Consider the following 17859-nt stretch of genomic DNA (forward strand, 5'->3'; position numbering starts at 1 on the left):
TCCAGGCGGTCTACCTGGGTAGCGGCACCCTGAACTCGTCGAGCAGCGCGCAGCTGTCCTACGCGGTGGTCAAGGCCGACACTGCGATCACAGCCACGCTCCCGAACGGCGAGGTTGACAACAGCGTCAGCGTCCCGGTCGCAGTGTCCACGGTGGGCTCCACGGTGGTCGCCAGCGGAGAAGTCACGGTCAGTGAGGCGGGCAAGGTGTTGACGACCCTCGGGTTGGTCCAGGGCAAGGCGACGTTCCCGCTCGCGGCGCTGGCGCCGGGGACGCACACGCTGGACTTCGGATACGTCGGCGACGTCAACACGGTTGCGTCGACGCTGCAGGTCAAGGTCGTGGTCAAGAAGTTCGTCACGACGACGAAGCTGGAGCTGGACCGGGTCAAGACCACGGCCGGCGGGCTCGCAGTGACGGCCACGGCCACGGTTGCGGTTACTGGCGGCTCTGCGGCAGACGGCGAAGTCTCGGTGGTCGTCGATGGCACGGTCTTCGTGACGAGGCCCGTCGGCACTGCACCGATCAAGGTCGCACTTCCGATCACGAAGGTCGGTACGCACAGCGTCGTGCTGCGGTACGCAGGAAGTGCGACAACTCTGCCATCGCAGAGCGAGTCCGTGACCTACGCCGTCGCGAAGGCAAGTTCCGCGGTGAAGGCCAAGTTCAAGAAGGCCAAGCGTCACCGGCTCAAGGTGACCGCCACCGTGACCTCGACGGCTGTTGTCGCGGGCAAGATCCAGGTCCTGCAGACCGTGAAGGTGAAGAAGGGCAAGAAGACGAAGACCAAGATCAAGGTCGTCGGCACCGCCACCGTCAAGAAGGTCGGCAAGACCGTCACGGTCACGATCAAGACCAAGAAGCTCAAGAAGGGGCGGCAGAAGTTCACCGTGCGCTATCTCGGGTCTGCGAGCGTCCTGGCCTCGACCAAGGCGTACAAGGTCAAGGTCAAGTAGCACTCATCCCAGAAGGCGAGGCGGCCTCTCACTCGGAGGCAGCCTCGCCTTCTGCGCCGTGGAGGACAATAGTGGAGATCGTCGAAGTGGACGCGTCCGTCGTCGTCCGGGGCATGGCCAAGCTGACCGTGCACCACCATGAGACCGGTTTGAACCGTGGTCTCGAACATCGCGAGCCTGTGGTCCTCCGAACGGCAACGGGTGAGATGTACGCCGCGCAGGTCTGGGCCATCGACTTCGAGGTCGAAGACACCCTGTACACGCTCGCGATAGGTGCGAGGCTGCCAGGTGACCTTGCACTGGAGCGCGTTGAGGGACTTGACTGGGCACGCCACGACCTGGCGATGCATGAGCTGGTCGACCTGCTCGGACGGCTGAGAAGCGAACGCGCGCGAGGCCCTCGTCGGCTGTAGTGTCTCTCGCTGGGGTGTGATGGGGGTCTGCGAAGACTGGTCCGTCGTTCTGCCGCAGCAATTCGCCGGCACCCCGAATCTGCGCGTGCCGCTCGCCAACAAGCGAGACGGAACCCGATCTCTGCTGACGACGTCCAACCTGCGTCAGGCCGATCGTGCCGACGACACTCTCCGGCGTAACCAGGTTAGGAGAAGCGATGGGCTCGGAACGATGCGCCGTCGGTACACTGCCTCTCACGGTATTCGCAAGTTGCGAATCAGAGGACTCCGATTCAGGCAAGCCATCAAATGACGCCGGTCCGGTCATCACCGCGGCTGGCGATTGGGAGTCGACACCGGCAGCGGACATGCGTGGACGTCTCGTCCTCAAAGATGGCTGTCTACAGATCGGAGACGACGCAATCTTCTGGCTCCACGGAACACGATGGGACCAGGACGCCCAGGGCGTCGTGCTCACAGATGGAAGCAAGGCAATCGCCGGACGACAGTTTCATGGCGGAGGCGGCGTCTACGACACCGGTACAGACTTCGCTGATCTTCTGGATTCCAACGACGCAGCCAACAAGCTCACCGAGTGCGTGGATCGCACGGGCGGGACCGGCGTGCGCCTGCTGACACCCTGAGTGGCGCGCCGAGCATGGTTCGGGGAGAGACCTGCCGATCGGTTGCGGCGCAGGAGCCGGGTCGACGGGGTGCCTGAGACTCGCCAGGCGGGCCAATCCTGTGCCGCGACCTCGCCGCGTTCCGCGACCGCACAAAGATGGGACGGAGGTTCGCAAGCGCCTCTCGAGACGCCCGCTCACCAAGTATCTCCCGACTGGCGACCTCGACGCAACCGCGGTCACGTCCGACATCGCCAAGATGGTCGACACGCCTCGGACCTCATCGAAGCCTTCAGCGCATTTGGTGACTGCGCCTGTGATGACGCAATACGCGACAGGGCGCCCCGCAACTTCATCGCCGAAGTGCGCGCGGACTTGGCACGCCGCAAAGAGGAGGTCCGCGCCGAGCCCAGCAACACCCGCGAGAACTCCGCGCGTCGGCGGAGCTGCAGAAGGCTGTCGCCAGCACGCGACTGCAGCAGACGGTCATCGTCCTGATAGTTTTCGCGATCGTCATCGCCATGCTCAGTCTCGTGTGTGGGGGCTCAGCAGGTCAGTACCTCACGGGTCAGCAGTCAGTCAGGCAAAAGGACAGGACCTGCCTAGTCGCTGCGGGACGACTCCGGCCTCGCCAGATGGCCTGATGCCTGAGATGCCCATAGAGGATGTGGTCGACGAGCCTGCGATCTGGTCGACGTACCATCCCAGCGGTCGGCCGGCGACGCGCTCGGCGAGGACGGCGGCGGCCGCATGAGCGAACCGACGTTGCGCCGCTTCCCCCGACACGTGCGCGGTGAGCTGTCTCAGACGTCCGACGACGGCGCAGGCGGCCTCATGCTCCACCGCACACCTGGTGGCTGGCTGAGCTGCGTCCAGGGCAGCGTCGAGCTCGCGTGTCGCTACCAGAGCGCCGGCAGAGCGCGGCCGCGGCGGGGCGGTGCGGCCGTCGTCGATTAGGCCGTAGCTGGAGAACGCCAACAGGCCGACAGGCCCCTCGCGGCGCAGCCAGTCCAAGGGGTCCATCCCGGCCGGGAGCGTGACGGCCAGGACCTCACGGTGCAGCCCGGTCATCGTCGAGGTCGCCCACCGGGCCGTAGCCGCCTGTCCGGAAGGGTCCGGGTCACCGCACACGATCGGTGGGCGCGCTGAGATCGCGGCCACCCGTTGCGCAACTGCCCGCGTGAGATTGAGCCCGGACTGGCTCACTGGCGCGAAGTGCTCGGACATTCCGGCGGCCGCCGCGGCGGCCGCGATCGCCAACGCATCCAGAGTTCCCTCGACCACGACAGCGGAGCCTCGTCGGTCCACTTGGTGCTCGGTCGGCCGATACAGGACCTCGGACCTGTCGAAGACGACCGTGCGGGGGTGGTTGAGGTACTTCGGGCGACGATCACCCTCCGCCCACGACACCGCACGGGCGGCCACACCGACGACCTCACCGGTCCCGGTCCGGAAGGGCACCATGACCCGGGCGCGGAAGCGATCGATGATCACGCCGGCGGCCGGGACGTCCCCGGTGCGGCGTGCCGCCCAGCCGGCGTCGACCATCTCGTCCTCGGTGAACCCGGCCCGGCGCAGCTGGTCGACCAGGCCCGTCGGAGACTTCGGAGTGTGCCCGACCAGCGGCCCGCCGACAGTGTCCTCCAGGATCTCCAGCCCCGAGACGTCGACACCGCGGTAGACCACGTACGCGCGCGCTCGCTCGGCGAGCTTCGAGAGCGTGAGGTAGCGCCAGGCCTCGGCGTTCACGGCCAGCACTCGCTCCGCCGAGGTTCGCTCAAGGTCAGGAGCCTCGTAAGAGCCACCCGGGGTCGCCCCCCGATCATCCGGCCCCACGTCAACGCTCGCGGCAGGGTTCACTGTGATAGGTCCGCTCTGCTCGGGAATCGTTGCGGCCTCGCGCGGGCGGTCCCGGTCGCCGCCCGGACCAGCTCCACGACGTCACCCACTCACGGCGCTCGGCCGGGCGAGCGCCACGGATCATCGGCAGCCGGGTGCTCCAGCTAACGTGCCAACCCTCAGTCCGCAGCACACACGACGGCGATGCTGGCTGTAACGGTCGTCCCTGCTGCATAGTTCGCCAGCGTCGTCCGCCAGCCGCTCCCCGCCGGAATCGGACCTGTCGAGGCTGTCGCGGCTTCGCCGTCTGGACGGATCGGGTAGCTGCTCGTGATCACTGGCTTCGCGCCATTGGTCGTAAGTGTCTGATGGGCAGAACTGACGGCGCGCTCGTCGGGTGCGCAATAGACGTCGACCGTCTGCTCGCCAGTCGTCAAGGTGATGTTCTGGGACCGCATCGTCACGTCTGTCATGCCGTTGGCTCCGACGGGGCCGCGCGCTCCGACCGGTCCGGTTTCGCCGGCCGGGCCCTGGGCGCCGGCAGCGCCGGGCTTCCCTGCGAGCGCCGTGATCGTCGCCGAGGCAAGATCCGTCGTTGTGATCGTCTTGTTCTTGATGTCGGCGGAGGCGACTGTGTTGTCCTTGATCTGCTTGCCGGTGATGAGTCGGCCAGCCGTGGCACCCCCAGCGCCGCCAAGAACCAGGGCGATGGTGACGACGGCGACACCGGTCAGGATGCGGACGGGAGACTTGGTGGCGGCGATCTTCATGGTGACACGATGCCGAGCGTTGATGGGAGCGCGACGGGAGTGACGTTGTAGATCATTCAGAGCATTTGGATGTTTCCGCCAGACACGAAGACCTCCGGTTGCGAGATGTGGGGCCGTGTAGCAACACATCTCGGCCGGAGGCCTTCGCGATCACGCAGCGAGTACGCCGCAGCTATGGCTGCCTCGACATCAAGCTAGCGGATCCGGATCGCCTTGCTGATCGCCGTCGACCGGGCGAAACCGGACCTGCTGACGGTGACCCGCACGCTGACATGGCGCCCACGGTCGGTCCGAACGGGCCGGTACGACGACTTGGTCGCCCGCTTGATCGCCTTTCCGTTGCGCAGCCACTGGTAGGCGACCTTGCCGGGTGCGGGACTCCATCGGCCGGAGGAAGCGTTCAGGCGCTTTCCGACCCGCGCCGTGCCCTTGATCGCTGGCTTCTGCTTCAGGTCGAGAGCAATCGGCTTCGGCTCGGGTGGCCGGGTGCGCTGCAGCGCCGCGGCGGTCCAGGCGGGCTGGGAAGCGCCGGGGATGACCAGCTCAGGCTGCACAGAGCAGTCCAGAGGCGCCTGCTTCGTCCAGACGCCGTCCGGCTCCTGCCAGGCGAGCGCGGCGCCGTCGGGTGCGAACGTCGGACCAGAGATGTCACCAGGCGAGCTGATGCCGCAACGAGGCGACGGAGAGTCAGGCAACGTCCCGCTTCGCACATCGCCGGACATGGCATAGGTGACGATCGCGCTCTTGTAGACCGCCGCGAACGACTCGCCGGTCCGTGCCAGCGCCGGTTCCGTGACCGGGCCCGTGTAGTAGCCGGTGCCATCACCGTCGTTGAACCACGAGCTGGTCCGGACTCCGAGGTCGAATGCCTGGATGCCGTCGGCATCTCGACCGTTGACCAGTAGTCGGGATCCCGAGACCCAGGTCGGATTGTCGAAGGGCGTAGGTCCGAACTCGCCTGGGTTCGTCAGGTGATCGGCAGCGCTGACCGCCGTGATCCACCGGGTCTTGCAAGACAGAAGTGGTGGGCAGGTGTAGTGCTGGTAGGTGTAGGCGACCCTGCGACCATCAGCGCTGATCGCGACGTGCGTAATGGCGCCGCCAATTGGGTCTCCGGCGGTGTCCGCCGAGTCGGGTGGGTCGAAGGAGTTGAGCACCTGGCCCCATTGGTTCATGCGGTAGACGACGGTGCCGCGGGCCGCAACAACGATGCCGTTGTCGTCGCCGTCCGGCGACACCCACGGCGCCGCAGCGCTGCCGTTCGTAGTCAGCCGTCGTTCTCCGGTTCCATCGGGGAGCGCGACATACACGTCGTGTCCCTTGACGTAGACGATCGTGCCCGGGCCCGAGGCAGCGGCAGTCGAAGGAGAGACGCCGCCGACAACGGTCAGCGACGCGATGATCAGGGAGGCAACGGGGAGCGCACGGCCCAAGAGACGCAACATGGACACACGATCGTCGAGTCGGCGTCCTGACGCCCAGGGTCGGCAGTCCTTGATGTCCAGGGCAGACCCGGGCCGTCGCACCCAGCCATGCATCGACCCGACCGGTCCAGGTCATCGGTCCCTCGTGGCCGGGCCGTCCGAACCGAAAACCTTGCGCCGACCACACATCGCTACACCTGTTCCTCGGAAGGACCCTGTCATGCGCAACTCCCGACCGCCACTTGCCCGCCGCGCTGCCCGTCTGGCAGCGGGCGGCCTACTTCTGGTCACGCTCGCCGCTTGCGGTGGCGGCAGCGACGACGAACCGAAGGCGGACACGACCAAGGCCGCTGACGGTGGCTCTGTGGATCTCTCGGACGATCTCGCCGAGATCCCGAAGGAGTGCAAGAAGGCATTTCCGATGGCGCTCGACACGCCGCACCTGGACGAAGTCGAGCTCATGCCTGCTGACTGGCCCGAGCCTCCACTCGACGCCACATTGTGCGTGACGGAGGGCAACGAGGACGGCAGCCAGCAGTGGGCTGAGTACGCCACCGACGCCACGCCTGAAGAGGTGATCGCGGCCTACCAGCCGGCTCTGGAGTCGTACGGCGCCCAGCGAGCGGACAACGACACCACGCTCGCACTCGGTGGCACGGTTGGCGAGACGGCGTTCGTCGTGTCCGCCTCCGAGGGCTTCTACCGGCTGATCTTCATGACGGAGTAGGTCGCACCAGCGACGCTCAGCGGCTCGGCCGGCAGCGTCGCCGAGAGATGAACCATCCGTCCCGATCAGATCACTCGCCCGCGCGGCAAGGTGCCGCGGTCGGAGCCCTCGCGGCCCGACGATCCAGAAAGCAGTCCATGACCACGACCAACAACGACAGCCTGCGGACTTCGCCGTCGACCCGCACCCGTGCCCTCTGGCCGTTGTGGGGCCTTCCCGCCGGCCTCCTCGGCTTCATCGCGACGGTGTTCCTGAACGCCCGGCCGCCAGCCGAGTCGAAGACCGACGGCTACACGGTCACTCCCGACGACATGCCGACGCTCGACGTGGGGTCCTATCACCTGGCTGTCGTCCTCGGCTACATCTCGGTGATGTGTCTGCTGGTCTTCGCCGCCGAGTGGCGACGTCGGGTGGAGCGGCGCTTCGAGCATTCCACCGGGGCCGCGGTCGTCACGCTCGGGCTCGTGGCCTCGGCCGGCGGGCTGACTCTCGCCTACGGGTGGATGGGTGCGCTGTCGCGGTATCTCCCTTCCGCACCGGAGGGCAGCACGTACGACAACCAGGGCACCTTCGTCTACTTCATGCTCACCGACTTCAGCCCGTACATCGCCTGGCTCGGGGTGCTGCTTGCCGGCGGCGCTCTCGCATGGATGGCGTTCCGGGAGCGACTGGTCTCGCGAGCGCTGGGCGCGTTCACCGGCGCAGTGTTCGTCGCGATCCTGGCCTTCGTCTTCATCACCGGCGTCCCTGGTGCGCCGGGGATTGCTGGCCTGGTATGGGCGATTGCTTCCGTCTGGCTCGCCCTCGGGCGCAGCGCCGTCACCCGGACCTCGGATGCGTAGAGCGCTCCTCGCCGTCACGGTCCTGGCGCTGTGCGCTACCGGTGCGCCCGCGTTCGCCGCGGGGGGCGACGACCTACCCGACGTGACACCGCCCGTGATCACGATGACTGTGTCTCCGGCGATCTGGACCGATGGTACGGGCGTGGGGTGGCGTGACGCTCCTGCGTCGGTGACCGTGTCTGCCACCGACAACTCAGGGTTCACCCCTGTGCTGAGCTGGTCAGTCACCGGAGCGCAGACCAGCTCGGGCAGTCGAGCCGGATCCTTCCAGGTCAGCTCCGAGGGTGTTTCGACCGTCCAAGTCAGTGCCGTCGACGTGGAGGGCAACACCGCCGAGCGAAGCGTCCGCGTGGGCATCGACCTCACCGCGCCGACCATCACGGTCGACAACCAGGAAGGTGCCACCGTTCCGCTCGGGTCCGCTGTGCCTTTCACCTACTCGTGCGCCGACGGTGGCAGCGGCATCAACTTCTGCGACGGGTTCGTGTCCGGTCAACCCCTCCCGGCCTCCGAACCCGGTGACCACTGGATCAACCTCTCGGCGGTCGACCGGGTCGGCCGTGAGCGCATTCGGAAGTACTTCTACGAGGTGACGGACGGGCCGCTCGACGTCACCACACCTCCATTGATCAGCGGTCGGACGAGAGTGGGGGAGAGGCTGCATGTCGATGTGGCATTCGCCCCCACGCCCGAGCACATCCGCTACGTGTGGCTCTACGGCGAGCACCAGAGCAGCCAGGTCTCCGACGGCCCCGACTGGACTGTCCCCGCCGAGGCCGCGGGATATCCAGTGCGGGTGTCGGTCGAGGCCTACCTGCGAAGTCGCGAGCTGACGACCGTCGATTCGCCGTCCGTGGGACCGGTCACGACGTTCACGTTCCCGGACTTCGACACGCCGCTGGTGCAGGGGACGCCCCAGGTTGGCCGGCGGCTGACTGCAGTCCCTGACACCACCGATCTCCCTGGCGGGACGCTGGTGCAGACTCTCTGGTACGACGACCAGGGCCGGTCGCTGAGCGATCAGTCCGAATTCTCCGTCGATGGTCAAACGGCCGGGCATCGAGTCCGGCTGCTGGTGCGCTACGTCAAGCCCAACTACGACGACGTCGAACTCTGGTCAGGGTGGACCGCTCCAGTTGCGATGGGTGTCGTAGACCCGAAGCCTGCGGTCAGGAACACTCCGCACTGGGACGAGTCCCAACGCTGGACCCTCTTCGCGGACCGCGGTGCCAATGCCTTGCAGGTTCCCGTGACGATCGAGTGGAGCTGGGCGGACCAGCCAGATGTCATTATTTCGACTAACCTGGAGTTCGAGCTGCGCCCCGAAGACGTGGGGCATGTGATCCGGACGCGCTTCAGTTATCGAGCCCCCGGCTACGTGGATGCAGTGGTCGTGATCGACTCGGGACCGGTGACTGGCCTTGACTTCGAGGCCAGGGGAACACCAGCAATCACCGGAATTGCCCGGGCCGGCGAAACCCTCCGTGCGACGCCCGGCAGCTTCACCCCTGCAGCTACGAGCACCGACTACCAGTGGCTGCGCGATGGAGCGACCATTGCCAGTGCGACGGGATCGTCGTACCGACTCGTCGGAGTGGACGCCGGCCACCGGATCTCGGTGCGCGTCACGAGCCGCCGCCTTGGCTTCAACACGGTTCAGATGGTCAGTGCCCAAACCGCGCCTGTGGCGCCGGCACCGGTCGCCGGGTCTGTCAAGCCTGCGCTGTCGACCAGGGCCAAAGTGCTCGGCAAGGGCAAGGTCCGTCTCACCGTGGCCGTGTCGCGCCAGGGTGCGTCGGGCAAGGTCGCGGTCGCGGGCAAGATCGTCGTGAAGGCAGGACGCAAGGTCGTCGGTCGCGGCGTGCTGAAGCGAGGCAAGGTGGTCGTGCAGCTGCGCAAGCAGAAGCGCGGCAAGCACGTGTACGTCGTCACATACTCCGGCGCCTCCGGAGTCAAGTCGACCTCCAAGAAGGTGAAGGTGCGCGTTCGCTGAGCGACGCGTCTGGCGGGTCACCGCTCCGCGCGTCGGCGTGAGCGGCCCAGCTCGTCCTTGTGCGTCAGGTTGATTCGGTCCCGGACGCACGAGGACGAGTTCAGCGGACTCGGCATGATCAATCGACCTCAGGCGAGACCGCGGGGGTGGTCCATGCCAGAGCAGCGCCAGGAGGAGGCGGTGCGCCTCGGCCCGCGCCGCTGTGGCAGTCGTTCTCTGACGGATCGCGTTCGCCCTGGTCACCGCTTCGCTTCCCATCCATGAGGCGACCGACCGATGGTCGGCAGCACTGCCAGCTGCTGTCTGTCCGAGACGAGGTCGCTACGTCGCGGTCCGCAGCGGCGGCGCAGTCCGGGTCATCTGCGCCATCGACATCCTCCGATGACCAGGGAGGACGCTGAGCGCCTGCTCCATGAGTTCGTCGATGTCGCCGTCCGAAGCGACCAGGAAGGTCTGGATCGCGGCCAGCAGCAAGAGCCGCCGGGCCGTAGGACCGTGGACCAGTTCGGGAACGTTCGTCGGGGGATGCCCGGCGAGCTGGTCAGCCATGAGCGTGGCCGCCTGCGCCGCAAGGTCGGGTCGTCCCAGGGCCTCTGCGGTCGCGATGGCCTCTTGTGCCATCGCCGACGCGCCATCCGGGTCGAAGGCGAGACGGCAGGCCGAGATGCGACGCAGCAGCATCCAGTACCGTTCGGCTGCGGTCCCGTCCGGATCCAGTCGGTGGAAGTCGAGTGCATCGCCGAGGAGCTCGGCCTCATCGGCATATCGAAGAAGTACCCGTGCCCGTGCTGCGGCTGTCGTCAGCGAACGCCAAGCGCGGCCGGTGTACTGCTCGCCGGCGTTCCGCCAGTGCAGCAGAACGGCCGCTCGGCTCTCCAATCCGACCTGGGTCGCATGCATTGCCTCGGCAACCCGCGCATGCAGGCCGGACAGATCGAACGGCGGGATGGACCCTAGGAGGGCGTCGTGGACGACGTCACTGGAGAACTCCCAGGATCCGTCTGACCGGTGATGGACGACTCCCGCAGCCCGCGCCGACTCGAGGCCCTCCGCGACGTCAGTGCCCTCCGCGCTGCCATAGGCGAGTACGACGTCCGCCGAGAACTGGCGGCCCATCACGGCAGCAACTTGTAGGGCCACAGAAGTGAGGGGAGGCAACACCTCGACGCGTCTGCGGATCATGGCGGCTAGGGATGGTGGCAGGCGGTTGTCTACCGGGCGGCCGTCACGGAGTATCTCGACGACGTACTGCGGGTTGCCGCCGGTGCGCTGGTGCAGCGCGTCGATCTCGGCCTCCGAGAGAATGCAGTCGGAGACGGTGGTCGCAAGCAGCTCCACCTCCGCTCGGAGCAACTCGCGCAGCTGCAGCACGACGCCTCCTGAGCGCATCATGCTCACGGTCAGGGCGTCGCCTGCTGAGCTGCCGCCGCCGAGGCGTCGACTGACGACAAGCATCAAGGGCACGTCGATGAGACGCTCGGCGACGTAGCCGAGGATCTCGAGCGTGGCCGTGTCAGCCCACTGGGCATCCTCGACCACCAGCAGCACGGGAGCGATCGCGCACGCCTTGCGCAAGAAGTCCGAGATGGCCTCGGCTCCGGGGCAGAGGTCTGTGGCTGCGAGCGAAGGACTGAGTAGCGACTGGGGCGGCAGCGGCACGCCGGACCGGTCGGCCAGCGAAGTCAGCGCGCGGACCAGCTCCGCCAGCGGTACGGCCTGACCAGCGGAGGGATTCCGCACCGACGTGACGATCGCGAGATGGTGCTCGCGGACCCATCCGACAACGTCGGCGATGAGGCGGGACTTGCCCATGCCGGCATCTCCGACGACCTCGCAGTGGCCGACGCCGCCGTCCACGGTCGCCCGGACGGCATTCTTGAGCGCCAGCAGCTCGCGCTCGCGGCCGATCAGGGGGAGGCGGTTCGGGGCGAATCGTGTCGCATGCTTCGACACGGGCCCGGGCGCGGCCATGGGTTGGTCGCGGTCCTTCAGTGTGCGACCAACCATCATCGGTTGGGTTCCCAAGATGCTCGGATCCTGGCGCAGGATGTCGAGCTGCAGTCGACGCGCCGCGGGTGATGGATCGATGCCGAGCTCGACTGCCAGCGTCGTACGCAGCCGCGTCAGGACGTCGAGTGCGTGGGCCTGCCGGTCGCAGCGCACCAGTGCGACGGCCCACAGCCGCCACAGCTGTTCGCGCAGCGGACATGCGGCCACGAGCTCCTCGAGAGCCACCGCTGCGCTCCGAGCGCGGCCCATGGTCAGGTCCAGCACAGCAACGGCTGTCTGGGCGTCGAGCCGCGCTTCCTCCAGTCGCCGGCGTTCACCAGCGGCCAGCGGGTGATCGCCGAGATCGTGGAACGGATCACCGCGCCACAGGGTCAGCGCGTCCAGGACCGCTGCTTGGGCACGGTCATGAGACTCCATGTCGGCCGAGAGCGCGGGTCGGGTGAGGTCAGGCAGCGTGGACAACTGTTCCTGGACCACCGTCACAACGTTGTCGAACCGGCTCACGTCGATCTGGTCAGCCGGGAGGGTGAGCTGGTAGCCCGCCGGCCCGAGTTGGAGGTACTTCCAATCGGCGTGCGGTTGACGCTGCGGATCGAGCAGTCGGCGCATCCGGGCGACGTAGCCCTGGAGAGTGTTGCGAGCCGACGGTGAAGGTCGACCGCTCCAGACAGCGTCGATGATGTTCTCGACCGGGATCGGCCTTCCGTGTCCGAGCACGAGCACGGCCAGGAGGCTCCGCATGCGATGAGCGCTGAGCGGCGTGCACCGGTCGCCGACCGTCAGCGTGCTGGTGCCCAACACCCCGATGTCGACCCGCGGGTGAGTCACGGCGGCCACCTCCCTTGCGCGCATCGCGAACGACCCTCCCGGTCACCACATCAGGCTGTTGTGTGAAGTTGCAGGGAGAGGGATCCCTGCGCGCTCCCATCCGAGTGGAAGGGTGTCGTACGTTTCAGGCTTCGTCGGAGGCCCGTCACCCGTCGAATCGCAGCGGCATCCCGTCGCCAGGGGGCAGGCTCCAGCCATGCCGAGGATCTCAACAGTCCGTGCGGGCTGTTCCCGCTCTAGCCTCACCCGCTCTCAAGCTCGCCGCATGTCTCCTCATGGCTGAACGTCACGTCGCGCTGGTCACCGGAAGCACCTCCGGCATCGGCGAAAGCATCGCCCGTCGACTCGCTGCCGACGGCATGCACGTGGTCGTGCACTCGGGGCGCAGTCGATCTGAGGGCGAGAGGATCGCTGCGGAGCTCGGAGGTAGCTACCTACAGGCGGACTTGAGTGATGCCGGCACAGCGGGGGCCGCTGTCGCTGAGCTGCTCCATGGTCTAGGGCGGCTCGACGTGCTGATTAACAACGCAGCCATCGGCTGGCCCATTGCGCACACCGATCTCGACGCCGCCACACCGGAAGTCTGGCGACGCATCTTGGAGGTCAACCTCATCTCACCGTGGTCGGTCGCCGCCGCGTCCGCGCCCTACCTTGCGCGGGCCGGAGGGAGCATTGTCAACATCTCGAGCCATGCCGGCGTACGCCCGAAGGGATCGTCGGTGCCGTACGCCGCCAGCAAGGCGGCCCTCAACCACATCACGAAGCTGCTGGCTGTGGCACTTGGCCCGGACGTCCGGGTGAATGCGGTCGCCCCTGGTCTCGTCGAGACCCCGATGACCGCAGCCTGGACCGACGTCCGCGACCTGTGGCTGGCGCGAGCGCCCATGCGTCGCCCGGCCACCCCTGCGGACGTCGCGGACCTGGTGGCCGCCCTCATCGCGAATCCGTACGTCACGGGCGAGGTCGTCCTGCTCGACGGAGGCCTCAACCTCACCTGATGGCGCAAACGCCCGCAGCACCCTTCATCGCCCCGACCGGTCAGAAGGGCTGAGCCGGTCCTCGACGAGCCCTCGGTTGTCGCCGAACCCGTCAACGGCTCGACGGACCGATTCGAGGTGGGCGCCCGCGGCCCCGACGATGCGGATCGGGTGGCCTGGCGTGTAGTGATTCCACTGGGCCGGAACGTACGCCGCGCGGGAAACGGCCCACCTGCCCTCCGGCTGTTCGGTGAGGTCGACCTTGACCGTGATGCCTTCGTAGGCGGCGGGTCGCTCGACCTCGCTCTGCGCCACCATGTTGCCGAAGCCGAAGACGACCCACTTTCCGTTGATCTTGGTGATCGGCTGGACGACGTGGGCGTGCTCGCCGAGGACCAGGTCGACGTACGGCGAGGCCGTGAGCACGTCAGCCAGAGCGACCTGATCCGCGTCGGGGAGGTGCTCGTACTCGGTGCCCCAGTGCACGTGCGCGATCACGAAGTCCGCCCCGGCGGCTCGGCCGCGGGCGGCTTGGTCGAGCAGGCCGTGCCGGATCTCGGTGGTCTGCGAGACCGCCCACCACTGCTCCTCCGGCACGACGAACCCGTTGAGGCCGTACGTTGCGGCGACGACGCCGATCCGAACGCCTTCGGCTGTCGTCAGAATGACGGGCCGTTCGCGCTCAACGCTGCGGAAGGTCCCGGCGTGGGCGATCCCGCTCGCCTCGAGCAGGTCGTCGGTGGTCGTCACGCCATCGAATCCCTGGTGCCCAGCTGTGGTTGGAGGCGGCGGTACAGGCATCCCAGCCCATGCTCGCGATCCAGGGCGCGATGGACCGTGGTGCCGCGAAGACCGGGTAGCTCTCGTGCTCCTCGCCGGGTGCGGCGAACGGCACCTCGGTGTGACAGATCGCGAGGTCCGCTGACTGCATCGTCGGTCTGAGGGCAGCGAACATCGGGTCCCAGTCGTAGCGCATGCCGTGTCCGGTGCGCACGTGGTCCTCTGCGGCGGACTGCCACACGGTGTTGTGCCACAACAGGTCGCCACCCATGACGATCGACGCTGTGCGCGGCCTTGGGTTCGCATCGATTGTCTGGGTCGGATCTGCACACGTCAGGTTGGTCGTCGTAGGGTCCGCCCGGCCGGTCGTGGAGGAAGGTGTGGTGCACGCGCAGGTGAGCAACGCGATCCCGATCGCTGCCACCCCCGGTGCCCGCCGGTGCCCGACGATCACCGGGCGCACCGCACCATCCGGGGGAAGGGTGCACGACAGATCACTGTGGGCTGCCATCCGCCCTCTGGGTGCGGCGATCCCCGCTCAGCTGACGCCAGTCCGCAGGAACGTGATCATCTGCGCCTCGCTCAGGCCGGGGGAGGAGACCCCGAACAGCTTGCCTCCGAAGCGGCTCGGGGCTTGGAGATAGATCGCGACCTCACCCGAGCGCGGGTTCGTGCCGACCCAGGCCTTCGCAGGCGCCGGTACTTCGACCGGACGGGATCCGTCGGGGACTCCGCTCGGCACGAAGACATGCAGGACGTCGTCAACCGACTCGGCCGCCGGATGGCGGTAGCTGAAGATGAAACCTGCAACCTCGATGGTGTCGGTCGTCAGTTCCGGGCTCGGCGTAGCCGTCCCGGGCGCCATGAACGCGGACCGATCACCGGCCGTACGTGACGCGGTCTCTGCGGCTTCAGGCGCGGACACCCAGACGGCGGCGAGGGCGGCGACGACGGCGGCGGAGAGGGCCAGTGGTATGCCGACGGGGGCGGCTGTCGGACGCGGAGCGGGGATACGTCCGGCGTACTGGTGGTCGCGGGCGCCGTCGCGGAAGGCTCCGCCCAGCTGGCGGGTCAGGTCGTCATCGGTCAACATCGGCGTTCTCCTTCTCGGGGGTGAGCGCGGCCCGGAGGCGTTCCAGGGCGCGCGAGGTCTGTGACTTGACGGTGCCGGTCGAGCACCCGAGCGTCGCGGCGGTCTCCTCGACCGAGAGGTCGTCGAAGTAGCGCAGCACGAGCACGGCCCGTTGGCCCGGCGGGAGCTGGGCGGCGGCGCGCACCAGCTCGTCGCGGTCCAGCAGCCCGTCGACCACGGGGATCGTGGCCTCGACGCCGTCGAGCGGTGCCTCCGCGGGCCGGCGGGCGAGGTCTCGCCACCGGTTCTTGGCGAGGTTGACGACGACCCGGCGCGCGTACGCCTCGGGCTGGCGCCGTGCGCTCCGCCACCGGCGCGCGGTGCGCAGGAGGGCGGTCTGCACGAGGTCCTCGGCGTGGCCGCGGTCGCCGCACAGCAGGTACGCCGTATACGCGAGGCGATCGGCCGAGCCGACGACGAACTCGTCGAACGTGCGTCGGTCCCGGCTCGGGATCATGGGTTCCTCATCGGTGGCTCCGTCTGGTCACACCCGTAGAAACCCCAGCTGGGGGGCCGAGGTTGTCACGGACATCAGGTTCACTGCTGGCGTTGAAGGGTCAGTGCGAGGTCACGTAACGCCGGCGCCACCCAAATGCCGAGTCGGACGGCCGCGAAAGCGGCCGTCCGACCCAGTTCCGTGCAACTAGCAAGGCGTCAGTCGAGGACGCCGATCACGCCGAGGTCCGGGTTCATCGCCGCGGCCGGGGTGTTGGTGTAGCCAGTGACCTTCGATCCGTGGAGGAAGTAGAACTTCTGGATCTCCAGCGGGATGTAGGCGACGTCCTGGCCGAGGACGATGTCCGCCTGCTGCAGGGCAGCGGTCTGGTCCTCCAGCGAGGTGGCGTTGGCCGCCTGGTCGACCAGGGCGTTGAACTCGTCGCTCTCGTAGGCGCCGTAATCCTGGCCGTCCGAGTTCTCGGTCAGGTTCGGGCGGCTGTCGAACAGCGGCGGGGTGACGGTGATGGCCGAGGGCCAGTCGGCGCCCCAACCGCCCCAGATGACGTCGCTGTCCTTCGTCGGCTTCTGGACGACGTCGTAGTACGTGTCACCGAGACCGTCGAGGGTCGTGTCGAAGCCGGCAGCGTCCCACGTCTCCTTCAGCGCGGCGGCCTGCTTGTCAGCGGTCTCCGAGCTCGGGTACGTGAAGGTGATCGGGTACGGCATGGTCACGCCGGCCTCTTCGAGGAGCTCCTTCGCCGCGGCGGGGTCACCCTCCTGCGGGCCGGAGAAGGCCGGGTTGTCCTGGTAGCCGACCACAGCCGGGTTCACGATCGACTCGGCGGGCGCGAAGGCCTTCTCGCCACCACCAGCGTCGATCCAGGCCTGCGCGTTGGTCGCGACCTTGAGCGCCTCCCGCACCTTCGGGTCCGACATCTTGCGGAAGTTCGGAACGACGTAGTCGACGAACGGAGAGTCGACCAGGACGGAGCGGTCGGCGACCGCACCCTCGATCTGGTTGTAGTACGCCGGCGGGATTCGATCCGAGGTGACGGCGGTCTGCGCGTCGGCGGTGTCAGCGATCAGCTGGTCGTAGATCGTCTCGGTGGTCTGACCGATGTTGAACACGATCGAGTCCGGCAGCGCCCGGCGGATGTTCTCCGGGTCGTCCGTCTTCGGGTCGTAGTTCTCGTTGCGGACCAGCGTCGCGCCCGCGTTCTTGTCCCAGGCACCGTCCAGCTTGTAGGGGCCGTTGGAGAAGATCTGGAAGTTGGACTTGTCGCCGCCGTCCTTGTCCTGGCGGTACGGGTCCATCATGTGCAGCCCAGCGATGGCGAGCGGGAAGTCCGGCCACGGCTTGTTGAAGTTATACGTGATGGTGTTGCCGTCGCAGGTGATGGCCTTGTCGAACAGGTCCTGGCCGTCACCCTTGTAGGGACCGTCGTAGGCCGACAGGCCGGTCTTCTCGTCGGTCGGGATGTCCAGGTAGCTCAGCAGGTAGTTCGGGCCGCCGGTGATGACGTCGGTCGCGAACACACGGGAGGCGCCGTACTTGAAGTCCTCACACGTGATGGCCTTGCCGTCCTCCCACTTCACACCGTCCTTGACGGTGAAGGACCAGACCTTGCCGCCCTCGCTGGAGGTGCCGGTGTCGGTCGCCAGGTCAGGGACCGGGGTGTTCGACACCTCGGGGTCGGTCGAGATCGGGAACGTCACCAGCTGGCGGTAGACCGTCCGGCTGAAGTTGCCGATGTCGCGACCTCGGTAAACCCGCTGCGGGTCGACGTGCTCTGGCGGCGCGAAGAAGAGGTAGTTGAGAGTGCCACCGGCGGCACTCTCCTGAGACTCGCCGTCGCTGCTGGAACCGGGGCCGGTGGGGCCATCGCTGCCACCACCGCAGGCGGCCAGGCCCACGCAGAGTGCTACCGCCGTACTTGCCGTCAGCACCCGCTTCTGAAACTTGCGCAATGTTCTCTCCCTGTCGATGGATGACGCCCACTCGCGGCCTTCGGGCGACTCGAGCCCGGGGCGCGAAGTGGGTGCGTCATGCTCGATCAATCGACTGCGGAATCGCTGCAGGCATGCTGCATCGAGCGGCTCAGGACCCGTCGGTCAGTGACCGCGAGAG

At 67.5% G+C, this 17859-nt stretch carries 16 protein-coding genes; 7 read left to right on the forward strand and 9 right to left on the reverse strand.

What is annotated here, in order from left to right; all coding sequences use genetic code 11:
• The 3 genes from ACFPYL_RS06460 to ACFPYL_RS06470 form a co-directional block, all read left to right on the forward strand.
• Positions 1-956: hypothetical protein (locus ACFPYL_RS06460; protein WP_379151912.1), on the forward strand; the 956-nt coding region annotated here is incomplete at its 5' end.
• 71 nt (positions 957-1027) lie between these two features.
• Complete coding sequence (locus tag ACFPYL_RS06465) at positions 1028-1369, forward strand: hypothetical protein (protein ID WP_379151915.1); 342 nt, start codon at positions 1028-1030, stop codon at positions 1367-1369.
• 197 nt (positions 1370-1566) lie between these two features.
• Positions 1567-1992, forward strand: coding sequence for a hypothetical protein (locus ACFPYL_RS06470; protein ID WP_379151918.1), 426 nt, complete (start codon positions 1567-1569; stop codon positions 1990-1992).
• Between the two features lie 558 nt (positions 1993-2550).
• Here the strand turns inward: ACFPYL_RS06470 and ACFPYL_RS06475 are convergent.
• From ACFPYL_RS06475 to ACFPYL_RS06485, 3 genes are all read right to left on the reverse strand, one after another.
• The gene (locus tag ACFPYL_RS06475; protein WP_379151920.1) at positions 2551-3720 is read right to left on the reverse strand and encodes a toprim domain-containing protein; all 1170 of its coding nucleotides are present in this window, start codon (positions 3718-3720) and stop codon (positions 2551-2553) included.
• 269 nt (positions 3721-3989) lie between these two features.
• Positions 3990-4580, reverse strand: coding sequence for a hypothetical protein (locus ACFPYL_RS06480; RefSeq protein WP_379151923.1), 591 nt, complete (start codon positions 4578-4580; stop codon positions 3990-3992).
• A gap of 194 nt (positions 4581-4774) precedes the next feature.
• The gene (locus ACFPYL_RS06485) at positions 4775-6025 is read right to left on the reverse strand and encodes a hypothetical protein (protein WP_379151926.1); all 1251 of its coding nucleotides are present in this window, start codon (positions 6023-6025) and stop codon (positions 4775-4777) included.
• 199 nt (positions 6026-6224) lie between these two features.
• Here ACFPYL_RS06485 and ACFPYL_RS06490 point away from each other — a divergent pair, with 199 nt between their 5' ends.
• The 3 genes from ACFPYL_RS06490 (at position 6225) to ACFPYL_RS06500 (ending at position 9566) form a co-directional block, all read left to right on the forward strand.
• On the forward strand, positions 6225-6731 hold the full coding sequence (locus tag ACFPYL_RS06490; protein WP_379151929.1) for a hypothetical protein: 507 nt from the start codon (positions 6225-6227) through the stop codon (positions 6729-6731).
• A gap of 137 nt (positions 6732-6868) precedes the next feature.
• Entirely contained in the window at positions 6869-7573 is a 705-nt protein-coding gene (locus ACFPYL_RS06495) for a hypothetical protein (RefSeq protein WP_379151931.1), read from the forward strand.
• A 175-nt stretch (positions 7574-7748) separates the two neighbouring features.
• Positions 7749-9566 (forward strand): hypothetical protein, encoded by a 1818-nt coding sequence (locus ACFPYL_RS06500; RefSeq protein WP_379151934.1) that lies wholly within the window; start codon positions 7749-7751, stop codon positions 9564-9566.
• A gap of 321 nt (positions 9567-9887) precedes the next feature.
• Here ACFPYL_RS06500 and ACFPYL_RS06505 read toward each other — a convergent pair whose 3' ends face one another.
• Entirely contained in the window at positions 9888-12404 is a 2517-nt protein-coding gene (locus tag ACFPYL_RS06505) for a BTAD domain-containing putative transcriptional regulator (RefSeq protein ID WP_379151937.1), read from the reverse strand.
• 275 nt (positions 12405-12679) lie between these two features.
• Between ACFPYL_RS06505 and ACFPYL_RS06510 the strand changes: the two genes are divergently transcribed.
• A complete protein-coding gene (locus tag ACFPYL_RS06510) occupies positions 12680-13402 on the forward strand; it encodes an SDR family NAD(P)-dependent oxidoreductase (protein ID WP_379151940.1) in 723 nt (240 codons plus the stop codon).
• 24 nt (positions 13403-13426) lie between these two features.
• On the opposite strand, the gene ACFPYL_RS06515 is transcribed toward ACFPYL_RS06510, so the two are convergent.
• From ACFPYL_RS06515 to ACFPYL_RS06535, 5 genes are all read right to left on the reverse strand, one after another.
• Positions 13427-14182 (reverse strand): CapA family protein, encoded by a 756-nt coding sequence (locus ACFPYL_RS06515; RefSeq protein WP_379151941.1) that lies wholly within the window; start codon positions 14180-14182, stop codon positions 13427-13429.
• Positions 14064-14672 carry a CapA family protein gene (locus ACFPYL_RS06520; protein ID WP_379151944.1) on the reverse strand — a complete coding sequence of 203 codons (609 nt, stop codon included), beginning with the start codon at positions 14670-14672 and terminating at the stop codon, positions 14064-14066. The genes ACFPYL_RS06515 and ACFPYL_RS06520 overlap by 119 nt, the downstream gene beginning before the upstream one ends.
• A gap of 27 nt (positions 14673-14699) precedes the next feature.
• Positions 14700-15254, reverse strand: a complete 555-nt coding sequence (locus tag ACFPYL_RS06525; protein WP_379151947.1) for a hypothetical protein — start codon at positions 15252-15254, stop codon at positions 14700-14702.
• A complete protein-coding gene (locus tag ACFPYL_RS06530) occupies positions 15241-15750 on the reverse strand; it encodes a SigE family RNA polymerase sigma factor (RefSeq protein WP_379151950.1) in 510 nt (169 codons plus the stop codon). The genes ACFPYL_RS06525 and ACFPYL_RS06530 overlap by 14 nt, the downstream gene beginning before the upstream one ends.
• 197 nt (positions 15751-15947) lie before the next feature.
• Positions 15948-17645 (reverse strand): ABC transporter substrate-binding protein, encoded by a 1698-nt coding sequence (locus ACFPYL_RS06535; protein WP_379151953.1) that lies wholly within the window; start codon positions 17643-17645, stop codon positions 15948-15950.
• Positions 17646-17859: the final 214 nt, after the last annotated feature.

It is taken from the genome of Nocardioides hankookensis (assembly GCF_042658885.1).
GTDB classification, from domain to species: domain Bacteria; phylum Actinomycetota; class Actinomycetes; order Propionibacteriales; family Nocardioidaceae; genus Nocardioides; species Nocardioides hankookensis.

Excerpts from the sequence above, each read along its gene's own strand:
- ACFPYL_RS06470 (WP_379151918.1), top strand. The coding sequence starts at position 1,567 with ATGGGCTCGGAACGATGCGCCGTCGGTACACTGCCTCTCACGGTATTC.
- ACFPYL_RS06480 (WP_379151923.1), bottom strand. The coding sequence starts at position 4,580 with ATGAAGATCGCCGCCACCAAGTCTCCCGTCCGCATCCTGACCGGTGTC.
- ACFPYL_RS06485 (WP_379151926.1), bottom strand. The coding sequence starts at position 6,025 with ATGTTGCGTCTCTTGGGCCGTGCGCTCCCCGTTGCCTCCCTGATCATC.
- ACFPYL_RS06490 (WP_379151929.1), top strand. The coding sequence starts at position 6,225 with ATGCGCAACTCCCGACCGCCACTTGCCCGCCGCGCTGCCCGTCTGGCA.
- ACFPYL_RS06495 (WP_379151931.1), top strand. The coding sequence starts at position 6,869 with ATGACCACGACCAACAACGACAGCCTGCGGACTTCGCCGTCGACCCGC.
- ACFPYL_RS06510 (WP_379151940.1), top strand. The coding sequence starts at position 12,680 with ATGGCTGAACGTCACGTCGCGCTGGTCACCGGAAGCACCTCCGGCATC.
- ACFPYL_RS06515 (WP_379151941.1), bottom strand. The coding sequence starts at position 14,182 with ATGCCTGTACCGCCGCCTCCAACCACAGCTGGGCACCAGGGATTCGAT.
- ACFPYL_RS06520 (WP_379151944.1), bottom strand. The coding sequence starts at position 14,672 with ATGGCAGCCCACAGTGATCTGTCGTGCACCCTTCCCCCGGATGGTGCG.
- ACFPYL_RS06525 (WP_379151947.1), bottom strand. The coding sequence starts at position 15,254 with ATGTTGACCGATGACGACCTGACCCGCCAGCTGGGCGGAGCCTTCCGC.
- ACFPYL_RS06530 (WP_379151950.1), bottom strand. The coding sequence starts at position 15,750 with ATGATCCCGAGCCGGGACCGACGCACGTTCGACGAGTTCGTCGTCGGC.